The sequence below is a fragment of the Corynebacterium otitidis ATCC 51513 genome, from assembly GCF_000296405.1.
Classification (GTDB): Bacteria; Actinomycetota; Actinomycetes; order Mycobacteriales; family Mycobacteriaceae; genus Corynebacterium; species Corynebacterium otitidis.
Genome location: NZ_JH815193.1, coordinates 107,382 through 132,227 on the forward strand (window position 1 = coordinate 107,382; position 24,846 = coordinate 132,227).

Here is a 24,846-nt window from a genome sequence, read left to right on the forward strand (position 1 = left end):
GGCGACGCGCGTGCCCCGAGGCGAGGTTGGGTTCTAAGCCGGGATCTCGGAGACGGCCTTGTCGCCGTCGATAAAGGCGAAGCGCTTGATCTTCGGCCAGCTCTCCCGGGTGGCGAGCTCGGTGAGGACCGCGGCGACGAGCTTGCGGGAGGTCGTCTTGTCGCGGGCGAAGGCCTTCTCGTCCTGGATCTCCTCGAAGCCGTCGACGTCCTCGTTGGTGAGCATCGTCGGGGCGATGACGATGTGCTCGAAGGAGCCCTCCTCGTCGAGCTTCTCGTCGACGACGCGCTTGGCCTCGCCGTAGTCGTACATCCCGTCGTCCTCGGAGAAGAGGTTCTCGCGGGAGCCGATGAAGGAGACGAGCAGCAGGCGCGGCGCCTTGTCGCCGAGGCGGCGCAGCGACGCGATGACCTCGAGGGCGGCGTCGCGGTCGATGGCGTAGGTGGCCTCGGCGCCGCCCTTGCCGCCGGCGCCGGCCGACCAGATAACGGTGTCGTACTCGGCGAGCAGCTCGTCCCAGGACTCGGGGCTCACCTCGGTGATGTCGCGCACCACGGGGGTCGCGCCGGCGGACTCGATATCCGAGCTCTGCTTCGGGTCGCGGATGAGGGAGGTCACCGACGCGCCCTTCTCCACGAGCCGCGGCGCGGTGAGGAGGGCCACGTTGCCGTGGCCGCCGATGATGAGAACCTTGTTGCCGTCGTTAGTGGAAGTCATACCTCAAAGCGTAGAGAAAACCCGCACGCTTGTCATTGACGGCCGTGGCGGGCATTACCTTTCCGAGGCGCTAAGATCCCCTTCATGCACTCCATCGTCACAGTCACCGGACCCGATCACACCGGAATTATTGCGGGCGTCACGACGACGCTCGCCGCCCACGACGTCAACGTCGTCGACTCCTCCCAGACCATCATGGACACGTGGTTCACGATGATCCTCCGGGTGGAGATCCCCGACGACTCCCCCGGCATCGCCGCTCTCGAGGACGTGCTCGCCGCCACCGGCCGCGAGCAGAACGTCTCGATCCGCGTCCAGGCCGAGGAGCTCTTCAGCGCGGTCAACGACCTCTAAAGACATAGCGGCGCCGCGCCCACGCTAAGGGCGGGCATTCGCGGCGCCGGGCAGTTTTCCCACCGACAGACCGGAGAGTAGTTGTCGTGAGTCTTAGCCCCTTTGCCGGCCGCGTGCTCGACACCATCGACATGATGGAGAAGTACCGGCTCGATATCCGCACCGTGACCATGGGTATCTCCCTCTTGAGTTGCGTGCGCTCCTCCACCCGCGAAACCGCGCGCGCCGTCTACGACCGGGTCACCTCCCAGGCTGCGGAGCTCGTCTCGGTGTGCGAGGGCATCGAGCGCGAGTACGGCGTCCCCATCGTCAACAAGCGCGTCGCCGTCACCCCGGTGGCACTCCTGCTCGGGGAGGCCGACGGCGACCCCGTGGAGATCGCCCGCGCCCTCGAGGCCGCGGGCCGCGAGGTGGGCGTCGACTTCATCGGCGGCTACTCCGCGCTCGTCGAGAAGGGCGCCACCACCGCCGACCGCCGGCTCATCGAGTCCCTGCCGCAGGCGCTCGCCGAGACGGAGATCGTCTGCGGCTCCGTCAACGTCGCGAGCTCAAGGGCCGGCATCAACATGGACGCCGCCGCCGCGCTCGGTCGCGCGATCAAGGACACCGCCGCCGCGACCGCCTCGCGCAGCGCGATCGGCTGCGCGAAGCTCGTCGTCTTCGCCAACGCCGTGGGCGACAACCCGTTCATGGCCGGCGCGTTCCACGGCGTCGAGGAGCCCGACCAGGTCGTCTCGGTGGGCGTCTCGGGCCCGGGCGTCGTCGACCGGGCGCTCGGCTCGCTCACCGGCGCGAGCCTCAACGAGGTCGCCGAGGAGATCAAGAAGGCCGCCTTCAAGATCACCCGCACCGGGCAGCTCGTCGGGAGCCTCGCCGCCGAGCGCCTTGGGGTGCCCTTCGGGATCGTCGACCTCTCGCTCGCGCCCACCGCGGAGCTCGGCGACTCGGTCGCGCACATCCTCGAGCACCTGGGCCTCGAGCGGGTCGGCACCCACGGCACGACCGCGGCGCTCGCGCTGCTCAACGACGCGGTGAAGAAGGGCGGCATGATGGCCTGCTCAAGGGTGGGCGGCCTGTCCGGCTCGTTCATCCCCGTCTCCGAGGACCGCGGCATGATCGACGCGGTGCGCGCCGGCGGGATCAGCCTCGACAAGCTCGAGGCCATGACCGCGATCTGCTCGGTGGGCCTCGACATGATCGCCATCCCCGGCGACACCCCGGCCGAGACGATCGCCGCGATCATCGCCGACGAGTCCGCCATCGGCGTGATGAACCACAAGACCACCGCGGTGCGCGTCATCCCCGCCCCCGGCACGGGCCCCGGCGACGAGGTGAACTTCGGCGGGCTGCTCGGCTACGCCCCGGTCATCGACGTCCACCCCGCCAGCGCCGCGACGCTCGTCGGGCGAGGCGGGTTCATCCCCGCGCCCGTCCACGGGCTGCGCAACTAGCGCCGCTCCCCGCGGAGCCGATTTATATTCGCTCCGAGATCACGGCAGCGGCGCGCAACGCCACAGGTCACAGACAGCTTAGTTCACATTTAGCCGGCCCCGAGCTGGTCGCGCCCCTCGCCGCGCACCGGTCGGGGCCGTTTGCGCTGTTAGGGTTGTCCGCAAGCCAGACACCTATTCTGAGCGGCCGAAAGACCCGGCTTAACGACGCCGCAGCAACCCACTCCGCCCCGCCTCTTTGGGGACGGGAAGGGTGCTAACGCCGGGTTCGATGGGAAAGAAGAGCTTCGTTGTCCACAGCGTTTCACTACACCGACTACCGGGCGGGAAGGCGCTCGAGCCACCCGACCGTCTCGTTCGAGCTCTACCCGCCGCGGAACCCGAAGCGCTCCTCGAGCATCTGGGCGGGCGTCGAGCGGCTCATCGCCCAGGCCCCGCACTACGTGTCGGTGACCTACGGCGCGGCCGGCTCGACGGTGGACACCCGCGACCGCTCCGTGCAGGTGCTCATGCACGTCCACGACAAGCACCCCGAGCTCCCCGCCGTCGCGCACCTGACGTGCTACGGGACTAGCCAGGGCGAGCTCGTCCTCATCGTCCGCCTCCTGCTGCGCGCCGGGGTGCGGGATTTCCTCGCGATCCGGGGCGATCCGCCGGCCGACGGCTCGGAGAAGCTCGCCGACAACGGGCTCACCCGCGCCGTGCAGCTGGTCCGCCTCATCCGCGCGGTCGCCGCCGACGAGCTGCCCGACGGGGTGGGCACCGGGCCGAACGGCTCGGGTCCGTCGACCGCGAAGAACCCGCGCGACTACGTCTCCGTTGCGGTGGCGGCCTACCCCGCGAGCCGCGGGATGGAGCGGCAGAACGACATCGACGCCCTGCTCGACAAGCAGGCCGCCGGCGCCGACTACGCCATCACCCAGGTCTTCTACGACCCGGACGACTACTCGACGCTGGTGAAGGACTACACGGCCCAGGGCGGCACGCTGCCGATCGTGCCGGGGATCCTGCCGCTGCACGATCTCAAGCGGCTGCGCGCGATGGAGCGGCTCGCGGGCATCCCCGTGCCCGAGCGGCTCTTGCGGATCTTCGAGGACAACCCGCCGGGCCCCGCGCGGGTGCGCGCCAGCCTGCAGGCGACCACGCACCTCATCGCGGACTGCCTCAAGGCGGGCGCGCCCGGCGTGCACCTCTACACGTTCAACCGGCCGCGGCCGACGCTCGACATCCTCGAGTACCTCAAGGCGGCGGGCTTCCTCACCCCGGCGGAGGAGACCTACCGGCAGCTCGACCCGGGCGCCTACCACAAGCTCGACCTCGACACCGAGCTCGCGGCGCTGTCCATGCACCACATGCCGCCGGGCGTCTAGCCCGGCCTCCGGCGGGCGAGACGGAATTAAGAGACGTAAAAGAGGAGCAACCGATGAGGACACCCCACCCCGCGGCCGGCGGGCGCCCTCCCTAGGGCGGCCCGCCCGCCCGCGCCGCCGCCCCGACCAGCGGGGCCTTGGCGATCGGGCCGGCTACCAGGACGACAAAGCTTTCGACGAAACGTTAGAGGTGTAATCGCACGCTATGACCACCAGCACGCCGGCGTTCCCGGCAGCAACGATTCTCGGCTACCCGCGCATCGGCGCGGACCGCGAGCTGAAGTTCGCGCTCGAGGACTTCTGGAAGGACTCGAGCACCGACCTGCCGGGCGTGGCGCGCAGCCTGCGCAAGTCGCGCACCGGCACGATCAAGGCCCTCGGCCTCGAGGGCACCGGAGCGGTGCCCGAGGACTTCAGCTACTACGACCAGGTCCTCGACATCCTCCTTACCGCCGGCGCGGTGCCCGAGCGCTTCGCCAAGGAGGGCGAGGTTCTTAAGGACAACGTCGAGACCCCGGAGTCCCCGGCCGTGCTCGAGGCGCAGTTCACCATCGCCCGCGGCGAGGGCGACCGCGCCGCCCTCGAGATGACCAAGTGGTTCGACTCCAACTACCACTACCTCGTTCCCGAGATCGGGCCCGAGACCCGCATCGAGTGGACCGGCTCGCCGCGGATCGGCGCGATCGAGGCGCTCGGCGAGGAGGCGCGCCCCGTACTCGTCGGCCCGGTGACCTTCCTCGCGCTCTCCAAGCCGGCGGAGTCCGCGCCCGAGAGCTACGACCCGCTCGAGCGGCTCGACGACCTGCTCGACGTCTACGCCACCTACCTCGAGAAGCTCGCCACGGCGGGCGCGAAATGGGTGCAGCTCGACGAGCCGGCGCTGGTGACCGACCGGCACCGCACCGACCAGGACCGCGCCCGCCTCGTCGAGCTCGCCGAGAAGGCCTACGCGAAGCTCGCGACTGATAGCGCGCCCCGGCTCGCGGTGGCGCTCACCTACGGGCACGCCTTCGACGCGGTCGACGCGCTCGCCCGCACGAACGTCGGCGCGGTCATCATCGACACCGTCCGCGGCAAGGAGCCCGGCGAGGCGGAGCTCGCCCGCTGGAAGGACGCGCTCGCCGGCCGCACGCTCGGCGTGGGCGTCGTCTCCGGGCGCAACATCTGGCGCAACCCGCTCGACGACTCGCTCGCGCAGCTGCGCCGCATCAAGGAGGGCCTCGGCGACGACGTCCAGGTCTCCGTGACGACGTCGACGTCGCTGTTCCACGTCCCGATCGACGCGACCCGCGAGACGAGCCTCGACCCCGAGCTCGTGAGCTGGCTGGCGTTCGCCGACCAGAAGATCCAGGAGGTCGTCACCCTCGCCACCGGGCTTAGGGAGGGCGACGCCGCGATCGGCGGGCAGCTCGAGGAGTACCGCGCCGCGGCCGAGTCGCGCCGCAAGAACCCGGGCGTGCGCGTCGACGCGGTGCGGCAGCGCACCGGCAGCGTCTCCGAGGCGGATCGCACCCGCGGCGAGTACGAGGCGCGCCGCGAGGCGCAGGCCGAGGCGCTCGGCCTGCCGGTGCTGCCCACGACGACGATCGGCTCCTTCCCGCAGACCAAGGAGATCCGCCGGACCCGCGCGAAGTTCCGCCGCGGCGAGCTCGCCGAGCAGGACTACATCGACGCGATGCGCCAGGAGATCAAGGACACCATCGAGCGCCAGGAGAAGATCGGCCTGGACGTTCTCGTCCACGGCGAGCCCGAGCGCAACGACATGGTGCAGTACTTCGCGGAGCACTTCGACGGCTTCGCCGCGACCGAGCACGGCTGGGTGCAGTCCTACGGCTCGCGCTGCACCCGCCCGTCGATCCTCTGGGGCGACGTCACCCGGCCCGCCCCGGTGACCGTCGAATGGTCGGCTTACGCCCAGTCGCTCACCGACCACCCGGTCAAGGGCATGCTCACCGGCCCGGTGACGATCATGGCGTGGTCGTTCGTGCGCGACGACGTCGCCCCTAAGGAGGTCGCCGACCAGCTGGGTCTCGCGCTGCGCGAGGAGATCAGCGACCTCGAGGAGGCGGGCATCCCCATCATCCAGGTCGACGAGCCCGCGATCCGCGAGCTGCTCCCGCTGCGCGAGGAGGACCGCGAGCAGTACCTCTCCTGGGCGGTGGGTGCGTTCCGCCTGGCGACCTCTGGCGCGGCGGACAAGACGAGCATCCACACCCACCTGTGCTACTCGGACTTCGCGACCATCGTCGACGCGGTCGACCGGCTCGGCGCGGACGTCACCTCGATCGAGGCGTCCCGCTCCCGGTTCAAGGTGCTGCCCGCGCTCGCGAGCCACGGTTACCAGCGCGGCCTCGGGCCCGGCGTGTGGGACATCCACTCCGCCCGCGTGCCCTCCGAGGAGGAGATCGAGGGGCTCCTCGACATCGCGGTGCGCGAGCTCGACCCGCGCCAGGTGTGGGTCAACCCCGACTGCGGTCTCAAGACCCGCGCCTGGGAGGAGACCACCCCGTCTGCGGAGCACCTCGTGAGCGCCGCGAAGAAGGTCCGCGAGAAGCTCTCCTAGGACACCTCGCCTGAGCCGGGCGGCCCTCCGCCCGCAACCCAGGCTTCCTCGCCCCGCCCCGGACGGCCGGATCACCGGCCGAACCGGGCGGGGCGTTCGCCGTCTTTGAGGAACCTCCCCCAACGGCGGGCGCGCTCCCCGACCCGCGGACCGGTTCTTGATCGATCAAGGCGGCGCGCTTGATCGATCAAGCGCGCCGGCCGGACCCGCGGAGCCGGATCCGGCCCTAGCCTCGGCTGCATGAGCAGCACGACCATTCGGGTGGCGCTGGCCGGCGTGGGCAACTGCGCGGCCTCGCTGATCCAGGGCATCGAGTACTACCGCCACGCCTCCGAGACGGAGGACATCCCCGGGCTCATGCACCCGCGGCTCGGCGGCTACCACGTCGGCGACATCGAGGTCGTCGCCGCGTTCGACGTGGATAAAGAGAAGGTCGGGGTCGACCTCGCGCGCGCGAGCCGCGCCTCGAGGAACTGCACCATCACCATCGCCGAGGGCCCCGACACCGGGGTGACGGTCCAGCGCGGCCCCACCCTCGACGGGCTCGGCGCCTACTACCGCGAGGCGATCGACGAGTCCGACGCCCAGCCCGTCGACGTCGCCGCCGCGCTCAAGGAAGCGCGCGTCGACGTGCTTGTCTCCTACCTACCCGTCGGCTCGGAGGAGGCCGACAAGTTCTATGCGGCCGCCGCCCTCGAGGCGGGCTGCGCGTTCGTCAACGCCCTGCCGGTGTTCATCGCCTCCGACTCAAAGTGGGCGAAGCGCTTCGCCGACGCCGGGCTGCCCATCGTCGGCGACGACGTGAAAAGCCAGGTCGGAGCGACGATCACCCACCGGGTGCTCGCGAAGCTCCTCGAGGACCGCGGGGTGCGCCTGGACCGCACGATGCAGCTCAACGTCGGCGGCAACATGGACTTCAAGAACATGCTCGAGCGCTCCCGGCTGGAGTCGAAGAAGATCTCCAAGACCGAGGCGGTGACGAGCAACGTGCCCCGGGAGCTCGCCGGGCGCGACGTGCACATCGGGCCTAGCGACCACGTCGAGTGGCTCGACGACCGCAAGTGGGCCTACGTGCGCCTCGAGGGGCGCGGCTTCGGGGACGTGCCGTTGAGCCTCGAGTACAAGCTCGAGGTGTGGGACTCCCCCAACTCCGCGGGAGTCGTCATCGACGCGATCCGCGCCGCGAAGATCGCGCTCGACCGCGGCGAGGGCGGGCCCGTGGAGGCGGCGAGCTCGTATCTCATGAGGCACCCGCCGACGCAGCTGCCCGACGACGAGGCCCGCGCCCGCCTCGAGGAGTTCATCGCCGGCGCCTAGCCCGACGCAGTACCCACGACGCGAGAGAGCCCGCCCCGGCCGTCACAGGCCAGGGGCGGGCTCGATCGTCTGTGCTCCCCTTCTGGTTTTAGGCGAGCTCGACGATGTCCATGTAGTCGTCGCTCCACAGGTCCTCGTCGCCGTCGGGCAGGAGCACCACCCGCTCCGGCTCGAGGGCCTTGACCGCGCCCGGGTCGTGGGTGACGAGCACGACCGCGCCCTGGTAGGTGCGCAGCGCGTCGAGCACCTGCTCGCGGGAGACGGGGTCGAGGTTGTTCGTCGGCTCGTCGAGGAGCAACACGTTCGCCTTCGAGCTCACCAGCGTGGCGAGCGCGAGGCGGGTCTTCTCGCCGCCGGAGAGGGTGCCCGCGGGCTGCTCGAGCTTGTCGCCGGAGAACATGAACGCCCCGAGCACGCCGCGCAGGTCCTGCTCATTGGCCTCCTGGCAGGCCTCGATGGTGTTCTCCCAGACGGACTTGTCGGGGTCGATGGTGTCGTGCTCCTGCGCGAAGTAGCCGACCTTGAGCCCGTAGCCGGAGACCACGCCGCCCTCGCCGTCGGTGCGCTCCACGCCGGCGAGCAGCTTAAGAAGCGTCGTCTTGCCCGCGCCGTTCGTGCCGAGCACGACGACCCGGGAGCCGCGGTCGATGGCGAGGTCGACGCCGGCGAACACCTCGAGCGAGCCATACATCTTCGTCAGCCCCTTCGCGTTCATCGGGGTCTTGCCGCAGGGCGCGGGCTCGGGGAAGGAGATGTGGGCGACCCGGTCCTCCTCGCGGACCTCGTCGAGCTCGTTCATCATGCGGTCGGCGCGGGCGACCATCTGCTTCGCGGCGCGCGCCTTCGTCGCCTTCGCGCCGAGCTTCTCCGCCTGGCGGCGCAGCTGGGAGGCCTTCTTCGAGGCGTTGGCATGCTCCCGGCGGCGGCGCGCCTCGTCCTGGGCGCGCGCCTTCTGGTACTTGGCGAAGCCCATGTTGTAGACGTCGGCCTCGCCGCGCACCGCGTCTAAGAACCAGATCTTGTTGCACACCTCGTCGAGGAGCTCGACGTCGTGGGAGATCATGAGCAGCCCGCCCTCGTGCTTGAGAAGGAACTCGCGCAGCCAGCCGATCGAGTCGGCGTCCAGGTGGTTGGTGGGCTCGTCGAGGAGCAGCGTGGTGTCCGACTTGCCCGAGCCGGTCTGCGCGCTAAAGAGGATCTGCGCGAGCTCCACGCGGCGGCGCTGCCCGCCGGAGAGGGTCTCGAGGCGCTGGTCGAGGACGCGCTCGGGCAGGCCGAGGTTGTCGCAGATCTGCGCGGCCTCCGCGTCGGCCTCGTAGCCGCCGAGCGCCTGGTAGCGCTCCTCCGCCTTGGAGAACTTCTCGACCGCCTTGGTCATCTTGGCGTCGGTCTCGGCGGTCTCGATGAGGCGCTGCTGCTTGGCCATCTGGCGGCGCAGCTCGTCGAGCCCCCGGGCGGAGAGCACCCGGTCGCGGGCGGTCTGGGTGGTGTCGCCCTCCTTGGAGTCCTGCGGCAGGTAGCCCACCGCCCCGGAGATCGTCACCTCCCCGCCGTAGGGCTTCGTCTCGCCCGACAGGGCGCGCATCGTGGTGGTCTTGCCGGCGCCGTTGCGACCCACGAGCCCGATGCGGTCGCCCGGCTGGATGCGCAGCTGCCCGCCGGGGGCGGTGAGCAGGGTGCGGGAACCGACGCGGATCTCGAGGTCAGACGTAGCAATCACAAGGGGTGAGTGTATCAACGCCGTCAATCGGGCCCGAGCGGCCACGAGCACAAGCGAAGCGCCCCGGCGCCGGGGCGGCGCGGGGCGCTGATAAGGAAACGGGCGGCGTGGCCGCCGCGCCGGGCTTCGGCTAGACGGCGAAGCCGAGCGCGCGGAGCTGCTCGCGGCCCTCCTCGCGGATCATCTGCGGGCCCCAGGCGGGCAGCCACACCCAGTTGATCTGCAGCTCGTCGCCCACCTCGTTGTTGACGATGGCGAGCTCGGACTGCTCCTCGAGCATCTCGGTGAGCGGGCACGCCGGCGAGGTGAGCGTCATGTTCACCACGACGCGCTTGCGGCCCTCCGGGTGCTCGATCCAGATGTCGTAGACGAGCCCGAGGTCGACGATGTTGATGCCGAGCTCGGGGTCGATGACGTCGCGCAGGTACTCCTCGGCGTCCGCCGCGTCCTTGATGTCCTGCTCGGACTGCTCGGGGCGGTTGGCGGGGTCCTGCGGGTCGAAGGGGTTGTGCTTCTTCTCCCCCTCGTCGTCGCTGCGGTCGGTCGGCTGCTGGTCGGTCGGTTCAGTCATGCCTTCTCCAATGCTTCCGCGGTCGCGGCCTGGAATGCCTTCCATCCTAAAAGCGCGCACTTGACCCGCGCGGGGTATTTCGCCACACCGGCGAATGCGATCCCGTCGCCGATCAAGTCCTCGTCGCCCTCGACCTCCCCGCGGGAGGTGATCATCCGGTCGAACTCCTTAAGCTTGGCCATCGCCTCGTCGACGGAGATCCCGATGATCTCCTCCGCCATGACCGAGGTGGACGCCTGGCTGATGGAACAGCCCACCGCGTGGTAGGAGACGTCCTCGATGGTCGTGCCGTCCTCGGAGAGCTGGATGCGCAGGGTCAGCTCGTCGCCGCACGTCGGGTTGACGTGGTGGACCTCGCCCTCGAAGGGCTCGCGCAGGCCCGCGTACTGCGGGTTTTTGTAGTGATCGAGGATCACTTCCTGATACATCGACTCTAGGTTCAACTACTTCACCCCGAAGAACTCGCGCGCGTGCGAGATCGCGTCGGCCAGCCGGTCGATCTCGCCGGTCGTGTTGTACAGGTAAAACGAGGCCCTCGCGCTGGCCTGCACCCCGAGGGCGCGGTGCGCGGGCCACGCGCAGTGGTGGCCCACCCTGATCGCGACGCCCTCGTCGTCGAGGACCTGGCCCAGGTCGTGCGGGTGGATCCCCTCGACGGAGAAGCTGATCGCCCCGCCGCGGCGCTCCGCGGTGGTCGGCCCGAGGATCGTCAGGCCCGGGATCTCGGCGAGCTTCTCGAGCGCGTAGGCGGTGAGCTCGTGCTCGTGGGCGGCGACGTTGTCCATGCCGACCTCGTTGAGGAAGCGCACCGCCTCGCCGAGCCCTACGACCTGGCTGGTCATCTGGGTGCCCGCCTCGAAGCGCTGCGGCGCCTCCGCAAAGGTCGTCTTCTCCATGGTGACGACCTCGATCATCGAGCCGCCGGTGAGGAACGGCGGGAGCTTGTCGAGCAGGCCGTCGCGCCCGTAGAGCACGCCCACGCCGTTGGGCCCGCACATCTTGTGCCCGGAGAACGCCGCGAGGTCAACGCCGAGCTCGTGGAAGTCCACGGGCTGGTGCGGCACCGACTGGCACGCATCCAGCACGGTGAGCGCGCCGACTGCGCGGGCGCGGCGCACGACCTCGGGCACGTCGAGGACCGCGCCCGTGACGTTCGACTGGTGAGTCAGGGCCACGACCTTGACGCTCTCGTCGAGCTCGAGGGAGTCGAGGTCGATGCGCCCGTCGTCGGTGAGGCCGTACCACTTGAGCGTCGCGCCGGTGCGCTCGCAGAGCTCCTGCCAGGGCACGAGGTTCGAGTGGTGCTCGAGCTCGCTGATGACGACAGTGTCGCCCTCCCCGACGGCCAGGTCCCCGGAGCGCGGGTCGCCGAGCACGAAGGCGGCGAGGTTGAGCGCCTCGGACGCGTTCTTCGTGAAGGCGATCTCCTCGCCCCGAGCGCCGACGAAGCGCGCGATCTCCTCTCGCGCCGCCTCGTAGGCGTCGGTGGCCTCCTCGGCGAGCTGGTAGGCGCCGCGGTGCACGGGGGCGTTCGTGCCGAGCACGAAGCGCTCCTCGGCGCGCCACACCCGCTCGGGCCGCTGCGAGGTCGCTCCCGAGTCGAGGAACGCCAGCGGCTTGTCGCCGCGCACCGTGCGGTCGAGGATCGGAAACTCCGCCCGGATCGCCTCGGTGTCGAGACGGCCGGCGCTGGTGAGATAGCTCGTGGTAGCCTCCCCGGTCATATTAGTGGATGAACTGGTCGTAGCCGTCGCGCTCGAGCTTCGCGGCGAGCTCCTTGTCGCCGGTCTCGATGACCTGCCCGTTGTGGAAGACGTGGACGACGTCGGGCTCCACGTACTGCAGGATGCGCTGGTAGTGGGTGATCATGAGGATCCCGCCGCCGGTCTCCTCCTGGTAGCGGTTGATCCCGTCGGAGACGATGCGCAGCGCGTCGATGTCGAGGCCGGAGTCGGTCTCGTCCATGACGGCGAACTTCGGCTTGAGCAGGTCGAGCTGGAGCACCTCGTGGCGCTTCTTCTCGCCGCCGGAGAAGCCCTCGTTGACGGAGCGGTCCTGGAAGGACTCGTCGATGCGCAGCTTCTCGCGGGCGGTGTTGACCTCCTTGACCCACTGGCGCAGCTTCGGGGCCTCGCCGCGGATCGCGGTCACCGAGGAGCGCAGGAAGTTCGACATGGACACGCCGGGCACCTCGGTGGGGTACTGCATCGCGAGGAACAGGCCGGCGCGGGCGCGCTCGTCGACCTCGAGGTCGAGGAGGTTGACCCCGTCGAGGAGCACCTCGCCCTCGGTGACCTCGTAGCGCGGGTGGCCGCCGAGCGTGTAGGCGAGCGTCGACTTTCCCGAGCCGTTCGGGCCCATAATCGCGTGCTTCTCGCCGGAGTTCACCGTGAGGTTGACGCCCTTGAGGATGGGCTTGGGCTCCGCGTTGTCGTCGGAGGGCAGCACCTGGGCGTGCAGGTTCTTGATCTCAAGCGTGGACATAAGAATTCAGGCTTTCCCTTATATCTCGGATGTGGAAACGACTCTTCGGCCCGCGCGCCGGCCGGGGGCTTGTGGGCCCGCCGGGCGCGTCGGGAACCGCTGCGGGGTCCCCTAGACCGTCTGCACCCGGGCGAGCTCGCCCACGATGCGCTCCTCGAGCTCCTCGCGGATGTCGCGGGCGGGGATGCGGTTGATGACGTCGAGGAAGAAGCCCCGGATGATGAGCCGGCGGGCCTCGACCTCGGGGATGCCGCGGCTCATGAGGTAGAAGAGCTCCTCGTCGTCGAAGCGCCCCACCGTCGCGGCGTGGCCGGCGCCGACGATCTCGCCGGTCTCGATCTCGAGGTTGGGGATCGCCTCCGCGCGGGCGGCCTCGCTGAGCACGAGGTTCTTGTTCGTCTCGTAGGTGTCGGTGTTCTCCGCCTCGCGGCGGATGAGCACGTCGCCGACCCACGTGGTGCGCGTGTCCGGCTTGTCCGACTCCGGGTCGCCCTGCAGCGCGCCCTTGTAGAGCACGTTGGACTTGCAGTTCGGGTGCTTGTGGTCGACGAGCAGCCGGGTCTCGAAGTACTGGCCGTCGTCGGCGAAGTACACGCCGAGCATCTCGACCTCGCCGCCCTGCTCGCGGAACTGCACGCGCGGGATGATGCGCACGAGCCGCCCGCCGAAGATCGCCACGGTGTGGCGCAGCACCGCGTCGCGCCGCACGGCCGCGCGGTGCTGGGAGAGGTGGACTGCGTCCTCGTCCCAGTCGGCGTCGGTGACGACGCTGACGCGCGCCGCGTCGTGGAGGTCGAAGACGACGTTGTCGGCGTAGGTGCCGCCGCCGACGTAGCGAAGGAGCACGGTCGCCTCGGCGGCCTGCTCCGCGACGATCGCGACGTTGCCGAAGGCCGTCTGGCCGTTACCGCGGACGGTGATCGTCACCGGCTCCTCGAGCGCGGCGTTCTTCGGGATCGTCACGAGGGTGACGCCGTCGGCCGAGGCCCACGCCTGCGCGGCGGGCCGGTCGGTGGGCGCGCCCGTCGTCGTGACCCTGGGGTCGTCGCCGGCGACCTTCTCGACGGTGACGTTGCCCGGGGCGTCGACGTCGATGGCGGCCTCACCGGGCTCGTCGAACTTCCCGTTGTGCAGGCCGCGCAGCTCCCGCATGGGGACGAAGCGCCACTCCTCGTCCTTCGCCCGCGGGACCGGGAAGTCGGCCGGGTCGTAGGAGCTAAAGAGGTCGCCCTTGTTCCCGGCGGTCGCCGATCCCGGGGTCTGCTTCGTAGCGGTAGTCATTTCTTGCTAACCCACCGATCCTTCCATCTGCAGTTCGATCAGGCGATTGAGCTCGAGCGCGTACTCCATGGGCAGCTCCTTGGCGATCGGCTCGATGAAGCCGCGCACGATCATGGCCATGGCGTCCTCCTCGGTGATGCCGCGGCTCATGAGGTAGAAGAGCTGCTCGTCGGAGACCTTCGACACCGTCGCCTCGTGGCCGAGGGTCACGTGGTCGTTGCGGATGTCGTTGTAGGGGTAAGTGTCCGAGCGCGACACGTTGTCGACGAGCAGGGCGTCGCACTCGACGTTCGCGGTCGAGTGGTGCGCGTTCGGGTTGACCTGGACGAGCCCGCGGTAGGCGCAGCGCCCGCCGGAGCGCGACACCGACTTCGAGACGATGTTCGAGGACGTGTTGGGCGCCATGTGGAGCATCTTCGCGCCGGTGTCCTGCAGCTGGCCCTGGCCGGCGAACGCCACGGAGAGGACCTCGCCGCGGGCGTGCTCGCCGGTCATCCACACAGCCGGGTACTTCATGTTGACCTTGGAGCCGATGTTGCCGTCGACCCACTCCATGGTCGCGCCCTCCTCGGCCTTCGCGCGCTGCGTGACCAAGTTGTAGACGTTGTTCGACCAGTTCTGGATGGTCGTGTAGCGGCAGCGGCCGCCCTTCTTCACGATGATCTCCACGACCGCAGCGTGCAGCGAGTCGGACTGGTAGATCGGCGCGGTGCAGCCCTCGACGTAGTGCACGTAGGCGTCCTCGTCGACGATGATGAGGGTGCGCTCGAACTGGCCCATGTTCTCCGTGTTGATGCGGAAGTAGGCCTGCAGCGGGATGTCGACGTGCACGCCCTTGGGCACGTAGATGAACGAGCCGCCCGACCACACCGCGGAGTTGAGGGCCGCGAACTTGTTGTCGCCGGCGGGCACGACGCTGCCGAAGTACTCCTTGAAGAGCTCCGGGTACTCGCGCAGCGCGGTGTCCGTGTCGAGGAAGATAACGCCCTGGCGCTCGAGGTCCTCGCGGATCTGGTGGTAGACGACCTCGGACTCGTACTGGGCGGCCACGCCCGCGACCAGGCGCTGCTTCTCAGCCTCGGGGATGCCGAGCCGGTCGTAGGTCTCCTTGATGTCCGTGGGCAGGTCCTCCCACGAGGTGGCCGGCTGCTCCGTCGAGCGGACGAAGTACTTGATCTGGTCGAACGCGATGTCGGAGAGGTCCGGGCCCCAGGTGGGCACGGGCTGCTTCTCGAACATGCGCAGCGCCTTGAGCCGTTGCTCGAGCATCCACTCGGGCTCGTTCTTCTTCGCGGAGATGTCGCGGACGACGTCCTCGTCGAGGCCGCGGCGCGCGGCCGCGCCCGCGGAGTCCTCGTCGTGCCACCCGTAGCTGTAGCTACCGCTGATGGACTCGACGATTTCGTCGTCATTCATCGGCTTTGAGGTCCCGGGGTTTTCCACCTGGGTCATGGGAGCCGCTCCTTCCTACGGAGATCGTGAATGATGGGGTTCGTCTAGGGACAGGTCATTGAAGGGGTCGCACGCCCTCGGGCCGGCCGGGCCCGGCCCGCCGCCCGCGTTTTACGGGTCGGCGCTGCCGGGCGCGAGCACCTCGAGCGGGATGTGCGTCGTGCACACGCCGTGGCCCGCGACGATCGAGGCCAGCGGCAAAACCCGGCGGCCCGTGCGTCGGGAGATCGCCTCGTGCTCGGCCTCGCACATCTCGGGATAGGCCTCGGCCAGCCTAGCGATCGGGCAGTGGTGCTGGTTGATCTGGATCCCGCCCTTGGCGAACGTCACCGTCGCGGCGTAGCCGTGCCGGTCGAAGGCCCGGGCCACGGCGCGGGCGGTCTCCTCGAGCTCCTCGCGGCTCTCGCCGCTGGGCCGCGGCACGCCGGCGAGGATCTCCTCGATGCGCTCCTCGGCGAGCCGGCAGACCGCCTGGCGGCCGGCCGTCTCGTCGAGCAGCTCGAGCGCGCGGTGCGCGACCGAGCCGTAGTCGTCGCCGAAGCCCGCCCGGCCCCGCTCGGTGAGGCGGTACGCCTTCGCCGGCCGGCCCCGGCCGGCGGTCGGGTTGCTGCCCACGCGGGGCGGGTCGGTCTTCTCGACGAGCCCGTCGTAACGGAGGTTGTCTAAGTGCCGACGCACCCCGGCCGCCCTGAGCCCGAGCTCGTCGGCGACCTGCGCCGCGGTCTGCGGCCCCCGGGTCAGCAGCGTGGAGAGCACCTGCTGGCGGGTGTCCTGCTCGGGATCGCGGGGCGCCGGCCGCGACGAGGCGGCCCCGCGCGCTGGTGACGTAGCCACTGGCTCTCGGCCCTCCTCTCGCGTCGGCATGATTAGACAACAACAGTGTTACAAAAAATCATCCCGCCCCGCTAGGATGGCTTCGCTAACCACAGTTCGATCTACCCCGGGCGGCCCGCGACGCGCCCTTCCCCGGCCCGTCGCCGCGGGGCGGACGGGCCGCGTCGCCTAGGATGAGGCCCCGTGCATGAGCAATCTCCGGCGTGGTGGGACCACATCTACCGGGAGCTCCCCGCCATGGGCGAGGCGGGCTCCCGCTCGAGCGTCCTCCACGACGCCGCCGAGCCGCCCGAGCGCAGCCTGCCGACCGCCCGCGGGATTAGGCCGCGCCACGCCCCGTGGTTTCGGGGCGTGCGCCTCGCCGGGACCGCCGGCGCGCTGCTGTTAGGCTTCGCGGGGCTCGGCGCCGGGGCTATGCCCGTGGTCGACAACCCTTTCCCCCGCCTCCCCGGCGGCGGGCTGCTCGCGCCTCTGTTGCAGGCCTCGACCGTGCTCGCCCTCGTAGGCATCGCCCTCATGGTCGCCGCGTGGCTGTGCCTCGCGCCGCTCGCGGGCGCGCCGCTGCGCTCAAAGGACCGGCGGGCGGACATCCTCGCCCCGGGCCAGATCTGGCGGATCTTCTGGGCCTGGTCGATCCCGCTCGTCGCCACCGCCCCGCTGTTCACCCAGGACATCTACTCCTATCTCGCGCAGGGCTCGATCGTCGACCGCGGGCTCGACCCGTACGAGGCCGGCCCCGTGGAAATCCTCCCCGAGAACGACCCGCTGGCCCGCTCGGTGCCTTTTATCTGGGCGCAGTCGCCCTCTCCCTACGGCCCGGTCGCGCTCGGAGTGGCGGGCGCGATCAGCTCACTCACCGACGACAACATCTACCTCGGGATCCTCGCCCACCGCGTGGTGAGCATCGCGGCGCTCGGGCTCGCGGGCTGGGCGCTGGCCCGCCTGGCGGGCCGCTGCGGGCTGCGCCCGACGACGGCGCTGTGGCTGGGGCTTATTAACCCGCTCACGATCCTTCACCTCGTCGGGGGCATCCACAACGAGTCGCTCATGCTGGGCCTCATGCTCGCCGGCTTCGAGCTCGGGCTCGTGGGCCTCGACCGGGCGCGCGCGGGCAGCCGCGGCCTCGGCTGGGCGCTGTTTCTCGCCTCCGGCGCGCTCATCTCGTGCGCGGGCATGGTGAAGGTCACCGCGCTGTGCGCGCTGGGCTTCACCGGCACGGCGCTGGCGCGAGACCTGTGCCGGCCCGCCCCGGAGGGTCGCGGGACGGGGCCGGCCCGGTCGCTCGCGGCGGCGGTCGGCGTGCAGGTGCTCGTCCTCGTCGCCACCATCGCCGCGGTCACGCTGATCACCGGCATCGGGCTCGGCTGGATCACCGGCCAGGGCGGCGCGGCGGCGGTGACGTCGTGGATGTCGCTAAGCACCGCGGTGGGGCTGCTCTCCTCGCTGCTGGGCATGCTGTTGGGGCTGGGCGACCACAGCGACGCGACGGTCGCGACGACGCAGCTGCTCGGCCTCGCGGTGGGCGGCGCGTTCATGGTGCGCATGCTCTGGGCGACGTTTCGGGGCCGCATCCACCCGCTCGGCGGGCTGGGCGTGGCGATGTTCGTGCTCGTCGTGTTCTTCCCCGTCGTGCACCCCTGGTACCTGCTCTGGGCGATCCTCCCGCTCGCCGCGTGGGCGAATAGGACCTTCTTCCACGTCGCGGTCGCCTGCTACACGGCGCTGTTTAGCTTCCTCGTCTTACCCCGCGGCCTGGCGCTGCCGCCGCTGACCGTCATCGCCGTCTACCTCACCGCGGCCGCGGCGGCCGCCCTCCTTCTTGCGGCGCTGTGGTTGTCATTCAAAAGATGGGTGCCCCGTCCCGTAGACTCTGCGGCGTGACTTCGAAAGCGTCGACCGCGCCCGGCCCCGCGCTCGAGCTCGCGGGCGTGCGCCAGTCCTTCGGCGACCTCACCGTCTTGGACGGGGTGAGCTTTAGCGTCGAGCGCGCCTCGATCGTCGCGCTGCTGGGGCCCAACGGCGCGGGCAAGACCACGACCATCGACCTGCTCGAGGGCTTCCGCCGCCCCGACGCCGGCACGGTGCGCGTCCTCGGCCTCGACCCGTTTAGCCAGGCGGAGGAGCTGCGCTCCCGGGTGGGCATCATGCTCCAGGCCGGGGGCACGTACTCGGGCATCCGCGTCGGCGAGATGATCGACCTCGTCGCGTCGTATAGCGCCGACCCGCAGGACCCCGACTGGTTGCTGGGCCTGGTGGGGCTCTCCGCGAAGAAGTCCCGCCCGGTGAGGCGGCTCTCCGGCGGGGAGCAGCAGCGCCTCTCGCTGGCGCTGGCGCTGCTCAACCGGCCCGAGCTCGTCTTCCTCGACGAGCCGACCGCCGGGATGGACGCGGAGGCCAGGCTCGCGTGCTGGGAGCTGCTGCGCGCGCTGCGCGCGGACGGGGTGACGGTGCTTCTCACCACCCACCTCCTCGACGAGGCCGAGGCGCTCGCCGACAAGGTCGTCGTGCTCGCCGGCGGGCGCGTGCAGGCCGAGGGCACGCCCGCGGAGCTCACCCGCCCCGAGCGCGCCGCCGTCGAGCTGGCCGCCGAGCCCCCGCTGGAGCCGGCCGCGCTCGCCGAGGCGCTCGAGCTCGGGCCCGAGGATGTCGAGGAGACCCCGGAGGGGCTCCTCGTGCGCGCCCGGCCCACCCCCGGGCTCGTCACGGCGCTCGCCGCGCACGCCGAGGGCCGCGGCTCTCTCATCACCCACCTCGGGCTGCCGCAGCGCAGCCTCGAGGACGTCGTGCTCGCCCTCGGCCGGGCGGGCGCCAACTAAAGGAAGGGAGCGGAACCTAAAAAGTGAGCACCCCAGCCGTCAACCCGCAGCGCGCCTTCCCGCCCGGCACCTTCCGCCCCGCGCCCAGACGCGCCTCCCTGGCGCGGCTCGTCGCCGCCCAGGCCAAGGTCGAGACCAAGCTCTTCCTCCGCCACGGCGAGCAGGAGCTCCTAAGCGTCGTCATCCCGCTCGCGCTGCTCATCGGGCTGCACGTCGTGCCCGTGCTCGAGGAGCCGCAGCCCGTCTCAGTGGTCTTCCCGCTCACCCTCGCGATCGCCGCCGCGTCCTCGGGGTTCACCGGCCAGGCCATCGCGCTGGCCTTCGACCGGCGCTACGGGGCGCTCAAGCGGGTGGGCGCCTCCGGGGTGCCGGTGTGGGTCATCGTCGCCGGGCGCTCGATCGCCGTGTGCGCGATGGTGCTCATCCAGGTCGCGGTGCTCACCGTCGCCGCTCTCATCCTCGGCTGGCGCGCCGAACCCGCCGGCGTCGCGCTCGCCGTGCCGATGCTGCTTCTCGGCGTGGCGTGCCACACCGCGCTCGGGCTGCTCATGGGCGGGGCGCTCTCCTCGGAGGCGGTGCTCGCCGGCGCGAACCTCATCTGGCTGGGGCTCGCGGGGCTGGCGGGGCTCGCGGCGCTGCAGTTCGGCCTCGAGGGCCTCAGCCCCCTCGACGCGATCCCCACGGTTGCTCTCGCCTCGGGACTGCACCAGGCCTTCGACGGCGGGCTGCCGCTCGCGCAGATGGGGATCCTCGCCGCCTGGACGCTTCTCGCGGCGGGCGCGGCGACCAAAGCGTTCCGCTTCACCTCCTAGCCGACCCCTTGGCTACCCTCATTAGGCCAGGTCACCCCCCGCATCCGGGCGGTTCGGCCGGGGGGCCTTAAGGGGGCTAGACTAGAGAGCCGTGACGACCTCGACGCCCGCGAAGAAGAAGACCCCGGCCGTTCCGACGATCCGCACGCAGCGCATCCTCGCGCTCATTTTGCTCCTCGCCCACGGCGGCATCACCGTGACCGGCTCGATCGTGCGCGTCACCGGCTCCGGGCTCGGCTGCGAGACCTGGCCCGCCTGCCACGAGGACTCGCTCGTGCCCGTCCCGGGCGCCTCGCCCGGGATCCATCAGGCCATCGAGTTCGGCAATCGGCTGCTCACCTTCGTCGTCATGGCCGCGGCGATCGCCGTGTTCGTCGCGCTGATCAAGGCTAAGCGCCGCCGCGAGCTCATCGTCTACTCCCTCATCGCCGGGCTCGGGGTGCTCGTCCAGGCCGTCATCGGCGGGATCTCCGTGCACGTCAACCTGCACTGGTGGGCCGTCGCGCTGCACTTCCTGCCCTCCATGATCCTGGTGTGGGTCTCCGCGCTGCTGTTTATGCGCGTCGCCGAGCCCGACGACGCAGGAGCCGTGCGCGGCTACCCGCGTGTCGCGCAGGCGCTCGCCGTGCTCTCCGCGGTGATGCTCTCCATCGTCCTCGTCACCGGCACGATGACCACCGGCGCGGGCCCGCACGGCGGCGACGCGACCATCGCCGCCGAGGACCGCCTGCAGGTCGACATCGACCTCATGGCCCACATCCACGGCTACTCGATGTGGGTGTACCTCGCCGCGACCGTCGCGCTGGTCATCTACCTCTACGCGAAGCGCGCCGAGCCGCGCTCCCTGCACATCGGCATCGGGCTCATCGCCGCGATCCTCGTGCAGGCCGCCATCGGGATTCTCCAGTACCGGCTGGGCGTGCCGCGCTGGTCGATCCCCCTGCACGTCGCGATGTGCTCGGTGGTCGTCGCGTTCACCGCGATCCTCTACAGCCGCGGCGTCGTGCGCGCCGGCGGCGAGGCCACGACCACCGGCTCGCCCGAGGGCGACCGGCGCCGCCTCGAGCGCGAAGCCGCCTAAAGACCCAGAACCGGAGAGCGCCCGCCCGTCGGTGGGCGGGCGCACTTTTGCGTCGCGGCGCCCCTTACGCCCGCCGGATCTTCGCCGCGACGCGTCGCGCTGCCGCGGCCCGCGCCGGCCGGCATGGGCTTCGCTTCCACCGCGGCACGGTGCTTCCCCTCCGGCCCGACTCGTGGGCTTTCCGGCCGGGCCGCCGGCCCACAGCGCCAAGCGAGGATCACCTTGCGCGCGCGGGCGAACCGGCCGTGCTCGACCCTGGAGCGCACTAGCCGCCGGACCTCCGCGCCCAGCACCTACAGGGACCGGCAACGCCGACGCCGTATCCGGCTCAAACCGAAGGACCCCGCGCCCTACCGCTCCTGCGGCAGCCGCTCCGGCTCGGCTTCCCCGGCCCGACCGGCGACGAGGGCCGCGCCGCGCGTCGCGGTTGCTCCCCTTCTAGAGACAACAAACCCCGCCCCGGGTGTCCGGGGCGGGGCGGGAATGCGGGCGGCGGTTAGCCGAAGAGCGCGGGCGACCAGCCGAGCGCCACGCCGATAGTCTCCAGGCCGAGGGCGGCGTCGATGGAGAGCGCCACGAAGAGCAGCGCGAGGTAGTTGTTCGACAGGATGAACAGGCGCAGCGGCTTGACCTTCTCGCCGTCGCGGACCTTGTTGTGCAGCCTCGTGGCCATGACGAGGAAGACGGCGCCGCACGCGATCGCGGCGATCGCGTAGAGCCACGACGCCGCCGGCAGCAGCAGCAGCGAGACGATCACCGTCGCCCAGCTATACGCGATGATCTGGCGGGTGACCTCCACGGGCTTCGCAACGACGGGCAGCATGGGCACGCCCGCGCGCTCGTAGTCGGCGCGGTACTTCATCGCCAGCGACCACGTGTGCGGCGGGGTCCAGAAGAAGACGATGAGCCACATGACGACGGCCTGCCACCACGCCCACGGCGATGAGTCCGGGTCGTTCGCGGCGATCGCCGCCCAGCCGACGAATGCGGGCATGCAGCCCGCGGCGCCGCCCCACACGATGTTCATCGGGGTGCGGCGCTTGAGCACCTTGGTGTAGACGAAGATGTAGAACGCGATCGTAATGAGCACGAACACGCCGGCCAGCAGCGAGCCGCACAGCAGCCACAGCCACAGGAAGCTCACGACGGTGAGCGTCCAGGCGAAGATGAACGCCGAGCGCTTGCTCACCGTGTGCCGCACGAGCGGGCGGGCGCGGGTGCGCTGCATCTTCTGGTCGATGTCGTAGTCGGCGACCATGTTGAACGTGTTCGCGGCGGCCGCGCCCATCCAGCCGCCCACGAGGGTGAGCACGATGAGCAGCAGGTCGATCGAGCCGCGGTTGGCCTGGAGCATCGCCGGCACCGCGGCGATGAGGAGCAGCTCGATGACCCGGGGCTTCGTCAGCGCGATATACGCCTTGATCACGTCCAGCAAGCTGCCTCCACCGTCGTCTCGCCTACACATCCCCCGCCGCGGGCCGCCCCGGGCCGGGCGGCGGGCGCCCCGGCCAGCCCGCCCTTGTCAAGGAGCGGGGGCTCGCCCCGCCTTAGGGGACTGGTCGTCGCGCGGCCCGGAAAAGTTCCCGCCCCGCGCGAAATCGCCTCCCGGCCGCCGGGCCGGGCGCATTTCAGCCCCGCCCATCTTAGCGGTTTGCCACCGCGCCTCGATAATTCCCCAAGCTCGCCCGCATGGCGTTCACGCTGCGGGTTTAACCCCTTAGACCCTTCCTTGGGAGGTTGAGGTGCGCCACAGTTCGAGGCGCCCCCGGCGGGCTTCATTATGATGGTGGCCATCATCGCGGCGGCCCACACGCCGGCGGGCGCGGCTCGTTTTCAGCCGCGCCCGTTTCCGCGGACGCAGGTTGTTCCCCGACGGATCAGGAGTACTCCCGTGACCCTCTCCCCCGAGCTCGCCGCCTTCACCCAGCGCCGCTACCCGGACGGGTGGACCGACGAGGACACCCGCGCGGTGGACACCGCCCGCGTGCTCGCCGCCGACGCCGTGGAGAACTGCGGCTCGGGCCACCCCGGCACGGCGATGAGCCTCGCGCCGCTGGCCTACACGCTCTACCAGCGGGTCCTCAACCACGACCCGAGCGACCCGGACTGGGTGGGCCGCGACCGCTTCGTGTTGTCTGCGGGGCACTCCTCGCTCACCCAATATATTCAGCTCTACTTCGGCGGCTTCGGCCTCGAGCTGGACGACTTGAAGGCGCTGCGCACGTGGGGCTCGCTCACCCCGGGCCACCCCGAGTACGGCCACACCAAGGGCGTGGAGATCACCACCGGGCCGCTCGGCTCGGGCATCTCGTCCGCGGTGGGCATGGCCATGGCGGCGCGTCGCGAGCGCGGGCTCTTCGACCCCGAGACCGCGCCCGGCGAGTCGCCCTTCGACCACGACGTCGTCGTCATCGCCTCCGACGGGGACCTCCAGGAGGGCGTGAGCGCCGAGGCCTCCTCGCTCGCCGGCACCCAGGCGCTCGGCAACCTCATCGTCTTCTGGGACGACAACCACATCTCCATCGAGGACGACACGCAGATCGCGTTCACCGAGGATGTCGTGGGCCGCTACCGCTCCTACGGCTGGCAGGTCATCGAGGTCGACGGCGGCGAGGACGTCGCCGCGCTCGAGGCGGCGGTCGCCGAGGCGAAGAGCGACCGCACCCGCCCGACGTTCGTTCGGGTGCGCACCGTCATCGGCTACCCCGCCCCGACGCTCGCGAACACCGGCAAGGCGCACGGCGCGGCGCTCGGCGCCGACGAGGTCGCCGGCGTGAAGGAGGCCCTGGGCTTCGACCCGGAGCAGCACTTCGCCGTCGAGGACGAGGTCATAGCCCACACCCGCGGGCTAATCGAGCGCGGCCGCGCCGCCCACGAGGCGTGGAACGACAGGTTCGAGGCGTGGCGCGCGGCCAACCCGGAACGCGCCGCGCTCTTCGACCGGCTTAGCGCCGGTAAGCTCCCCGAGGGCTGGGACGAGGCTCTTCCCTCCTTCTCCCCCGAGGACGGGGCGCTCGCGACCCGCAAGGCCTCCGGCAAGGTGCTCCAGGCGCTCGGCCCGGTGCTGCCCGAACTGTGGGGCGGCTCGGCGGACCTCGCGGGCTCGACGAACACGATCATCGACAACGAGAAGTCTTTCGGCCCGGAGGCGAACACCACCGGCGCGTTCGAGGCGCACCCGTATGGGCGCAACCTCCACTTCGGCATCCGCGAGCACGGCATGGGCGCGATCCTCAACGGCATCGCGCTGCACGGGCCGACGATCCCCTACGGCGCGACGTTCCTGGTGTTCTCCGACTACATGCGCGCCTCGGTGCGGCTCGCCGCGCTCATGGGCCTCAACGTCGTCTACGTGTGGACCCACGACTCCATCGGGCTCGGCGAGGACGGGCCGACCCATCAGCCGATCGAGCACTACGCCGCGCTGCGCGCCATCCCGGGCCTGACGTTCATCCGCCCCGCCGACGCGAACGAGACGGTCGCCGCGTGGCGCCTCAGCGTCGACGGCTCGGTTAAGGGGCCCAAGGCGCTGGCTCTCACCCGCCAGGGCGTGCCGGTGCTCGAGGGCACCGCGGAGAAAGCCCGCGAGGGCGTCGCCCGCGGCGGCTACGTGCTCGTCAAGGAGGACGCGGAGCGCCCCGACGTCATCCTTCTGTCCTCCGGCTCGGAGGTGCAGCTCGCCGTCGAGGCGGCCGCCACCCTGAAGGAGGAGGGCACCCAGGCGCGCGTCGTTTCGGTGCCGGCGATGGACCTCTTCGAGCGTCAGCCGCAGTCCTACCTCGACGAGGTCCTCCCGCCCGAGGTCACCGCGCGCGTCTCCGTGGAGGCGGGGATCGCCATGCCGTGGCACCGCTTCATCGGGCAGCGCGGCCGGGCGGTCTCCCTCGAGCATTTCGGCGCCTCCGCCGACCAGGCGCGGCTGTTTGAGGAGTTCGGGATCACCGCCGACGCCGTCGTCGCCGCCGCGCGCGAGTCGCTTCAGGCCTAGCGCGCCCGGGGCGCCGCGCCCCACCCACCTTTTAA

Annotated in this window: 20 protein-coding genes and 1 riboswitch; of the genes, 10 read left to right on the forward strand and 10 right to left on the reverse strand. The window is 70.7% G+C overall.

The window, feature by feature from the left end; translation table 11 throughout:
* Positions 1-33: 33 nt before the first annotated feature.
* Positions 34-717 carry an NAD(P)H-binding protein gene (locus HMPREF9719_RS03430; RefSeq protein WP_004600572.1) on the reverse strand — a complete coding sequence of 228 codons (684 nt, stop codon included), beginning with the start codon at positions 715-717 and terminating at the stop codon, positions 34-36.
* Between the two features lie 84 nt (positions 718-801).
* Here HMPREF9719_RS03430 and HMPREF9719_RS03435 point away from each other — a divergent pair, with 84 nt between their 5' ends.
* The 5 genes from HMPREF9719_RS03435 (at position 802) to HMPREF9719_RS03455 (ending at position 7,772) form a co-directional block, all read left to right on the forward strand.
* On the forward strand, positions 802-1,071 hold the full coding sequence (locus HMPREF9719_RS03435) for an ACT domain-containing protein (RefSeq protein WP_004600573.1): 270 nt from the start codon (positions 802-804) through the stop codon (positions 1,069-1,071).
* Between the two features lie 86 nt (positions 1,072-1,157).
* A complete protein-coding gene (locus tag HMPREF9719_RS03440; RefSeq protein WP_004600574.1) occupies positions 1,158-2,522 on the forward strand; it encodes a PFL family protein in 1,365 nt (454 codons plus the stop codon).
* Between the two features lie 171 nt (positions 2,523-2,693).
* A riboswitch (SAM riboswitch) is annotated at positions 2,694-2,800 on the forward strand.
* Between the two features lie 12 nt (positions 2,801-2,812).
* Positions 2,813-3,892: a methylenetetrahydrofolate reductase gene (locus HMPREF9719_RS03445; protein WP_004600575.1), complete on the forward strand. Its 1,080-nt coding sequence runs from the start codon at positions 2,813-2,815 to the stop codon at positions 3,890-3,892.
* Positions 3,893-4,097: 205 nt separating this feature from the next.
* Positions 4,098-6,455, forward strand: coding sequence for a 5-methyltetrahydropteroyltriglutamate--homocysteine S-methyltransferase (gene metE, locus HMPREF9719_RS03450; protein ID WP_004600576.1), 2,358 nt, complete (start codon positions 4,098-4,100; stop codon positions 6,453-6,455).
* A gap of 240 nt (positions 6,456-6,695) precedes the next feature.
* Entirely contained in the window at positions 6,696-7,772 is a 1,077-nt protein-coding gene (locus HMPREF9719_RS03455) for an inositol-3-phosphate synthase (protein WP_004600577.1), read from the forward strand.
* An 88-nt stretch (positions 7,773-7,860) separates the two neighbouring features.
* On the opposite strand, the gene HMPREF9719_RS03460 is transcribed toward HMPREF9719_RS03455, so the two are convergent.
* The 8 genes from HMPREF9719_RS03460 to HMPREF9719_RS03495 form a co-directional block, all read right to left on the reverse strand.
* Positions 7,861-9,492 carry an ABC-F family ATP-binding cassette domain-containing protein gene (locus HMPREF9719_RS03460; protein ID WP_004600578.1) on the reverse strand — a complete coding sequence of 544 codons (1,632 nt, stop codon included), beginning with the start codon at positions 9,490-9,492 and terminating at the stop codon, positions 7,861-7,863.
* A gap of 130 nt (positions 9,493-9,622) precedes the next feature.
* Complete coding sequence (locus HMPREF9719_RS03465) at positions 9,623-10,063, reverse strand: metal-sulfur cluster assembly factor (protein WP_004600579.1); 441 nt, start codon at positions 10,061-10,063, stop codon at positions 9,623-9,625.
* Positions 10,060-10,506 (reverse strand): Fe-S cluster assembly sulfur transfer protein SufU, encoded by a 447-nt coding sequence (gene sufU / locus HMPREF9719_RS03470; RefSeq protein WP_004601895.1) that lies wholly within the window; start codon positions 10,504-10,506, stop codon positions 10,060-10,062. Before sufU ends, HMPREF9719_RS03465 begins: the two co-directional genes overlap by 4 nt.
* Positions 10,507-11,787, reverse strand: coding sequence for a cysteine desulfurase (locus tag HMPREF9719_RS03475; RefSeq protein WP_004600581.1), 1,281 nt, complete (start codon positions 11,785-11,787; stop codon positions 10,507-10,509).
* A gap of 1 nt (position 11,788) precedes the next feature.
* A complete protein-coding gene (sufC, locus tag HMPREF9719_RS03480; RefSeq protein ID WP_004600582.1) occupies positions 11,789-12,547 on the reverse strand; it encodes a Fe-S cluster assembly ATPase SufC in 759 nt (252 codons plus the stop codon).
* Positions 12,548-12,658: 111 nt separating this feature from the next.
* Positions 12,659-13,828 carry a Fe-S cluster assembly protein SufD gene (sufD, locus tag HMPREF9719_RS03485; protein ID WP_004600583.1) on the reverse strand — a complete coding sequence of 390 codons (1,170 nt, stop codon included), beginning with the start codon at positions 13,826-13,828 and terminating at the stop codon, positions 12,659-12,661.
* Between the two features lie 6 nt (positions 13,829-13,834).
* Positions 13,835-15,280 (reverse strand): Fe-S cluster assembly protein SufB, encoded by a 1,446-nt coding sequence (gene sufB / locus HMPREF9719_RS03490; RefSeq protein ID WP_004600584.1) that lies wholly within the window; start codon positions 15,278-15,280, stop codon positions 13,835-13,837.
* 111 nt (positions 15,281-15,391) lie between these two features.
* Complete coding sequence (locus HMPREF9719_RS03495) at positions 15,392-16,114, reverse strand: helix-turn-helix transcriptional regulator (RefSeq protein ID WP_004600585.1); 723 nt, start codon at positions 16,112-16,114, stop codon at positions 15,392-15,394.
* 183 nt (positions 16,115-16,297) lie between these two features.
* On the opposite strand from HMPREF9719_RS03495, the gene mptB reads away from it, so the two are divergent.
* The 4 genes from mptB to HMPREF9719_RS03515 all read left to right on the forward strand — a co-directional run bounded on the left by mptB (position 16,298) and on the right by HMPREF9719_RS03515 (position 20,823).
* Positions 16,298-17,995, forward strand: a complete 1,698-nt coding sequence (mptB, locus tag HMPREF9719_RS03500; protein ID WP_004600586.1) for a polyprenol phosphomannose-dependent alpha 1,6 mannosyltransferase MptB — start codon at positions 16,298-16,300, stop codon at positions 17,993-17,995.
* A complete protein-coding gene (locus tag HMPREF9719_RS03505; protein WP_004600587.1) occupies positions 17,992-18,930 on the forward strand; it encodes an ABC transporter ATP-binding protein in 939 nt (312 codons plus the stop codon). Before mptB ends, HMPREF9719_RS03505 begins: the two co-directional genes overlap by 4 nt.
* 23 nt (positions 18,931-18,953) lie before the next feature.
* The gene (locus HMPREF9719_RS03510) at positions 18,954-19,742 is read left to right on the forward strand and encodes an ABC transporter permease (protein ID WP_004600588.1); all 789 of its coding nucleotides are present in this window, start codon (positions 18,954-18,956) and stop codon (positions 19,740-19,742) included.
* A 91-nt stretch (positions 19,743-19,833) separates the two neighbouring features.
* Positions 19,834-20,823 (forward strand): COX15/CtaA family protein, encoded by a 990-nt coding sequence (locus tag HMPREF9719_RS03515; protein ID WP_004600589.1) that lies wholly within the window; start codon positions 19,834-19,836, stop codon positions 20,821-20,823.
* A 496-nt stretch (positions 20,824-21,319) separates the two neighbouring features.
* Here HMPREF9719_RS03515 and HMPREF9719_RS03520 read toward each other — a convergent pair whose 3' ends face one another.
* A complete protein-coding gene (locus tag HMPREF9719_RS03520) occupies positions 21,320-22,288 on the reverse strand; it encodes a heme o synthase (RefSeq protein ID WP_162857759.1) in 969 nt (322 codons plus the stop codon).
* A 426-nt stretch (positions 22,289-22,714) separates the two neighbouring features.
* Here HMPREF9719_RS03520 and tkt point away from each other — a divergent pair, with 426 nt between their 5' ends.
* On the forward strand, positions 22,715-24,811 hold the full coding sequence (gene tkt / locus HMPREF9719_RS03525; protein WP_004600591.1) for a transketolase: 2,097 nt from the start codon (positions 22,715-22,717) through the stop codon (positions 24,809-24,811).
* Positions 24,812-24,846: the final 35 nt, after the last annotated feature.

Excerpts from the sequence above, each read along its gene's own strand:
- HMPREF9719_RS03430 (WP_004600572.1), bottom strand. The coding sequence starts at position 717 with ATGACTTCCACTAACGACGGCAACAAGGTTCTCATCATCGGCGGCCAC.
- HMPREF9719_RS03435 (WP_004600573.1), top strand. The coding sequence starts at position 802 with ATGCACTCCATCGTCACAGTCACCGGACCCGATCACACCGGAATTATT.
- metE (WP_004600576.1), top strand. The coding sequence starts at position 4,098 with ATGACCACCAGCACGCCGGCGTTCCCGGCAGCAACGATTCTCGGCTAC.
- HMPREF9719_RS03455 (WP_004600577.1), top strand. The coding sequence starts at position 6,696 with ATGAGCAGCACGACCATTCGGGTGGCGCTGGCCGGCGTGGGCAACTGC.
- HMPREF9719_RS03465 (WP_004600579.1), bottom strand. The coding sequence starts at position 10,063 with ATGACTGAACCGACCGACCAGCAGCCGACCGACCGCAGCGACGACGAG.
- HMPREF9719_RS03475 (WP_004600581.1), bottom strand. The coding sequence starts at position 11,787 with ATGACCGGGGAGGCTACCACGAGCTATCTCACCAGCGCCGGCCGTCTC.
- sufC (WP_004600582.1), bottom strand. The coding sequence starts at position 12,547 with ATGTCCACGCTTGAGATCAAGAACCTGCACGCCCAGGTGCTGCCCTCC.
- sufD (WP_004600583.1), bottom strand. The coding sequence starts at position 13,828 with ATGACTACCGCTACGAAGCAGACCCCGGGATCGGCGACCGCCGGGAAC.
- sufB (WP_004600584.1), bottom strand. The coding sequence starts at position 15,280 with ATGACCCAGGTGGAAAACCCCGGGACCTCAAAGCCGATGAATGACGAC.
- HMPREF9719_RS03520 (WP_162857759.1), bottom strand. The coding sequence starts at position 22,288 with ATGTGTAGGCGAGACGACGGTGGAGGCAGCTTGCTGGACGTGATCAAG.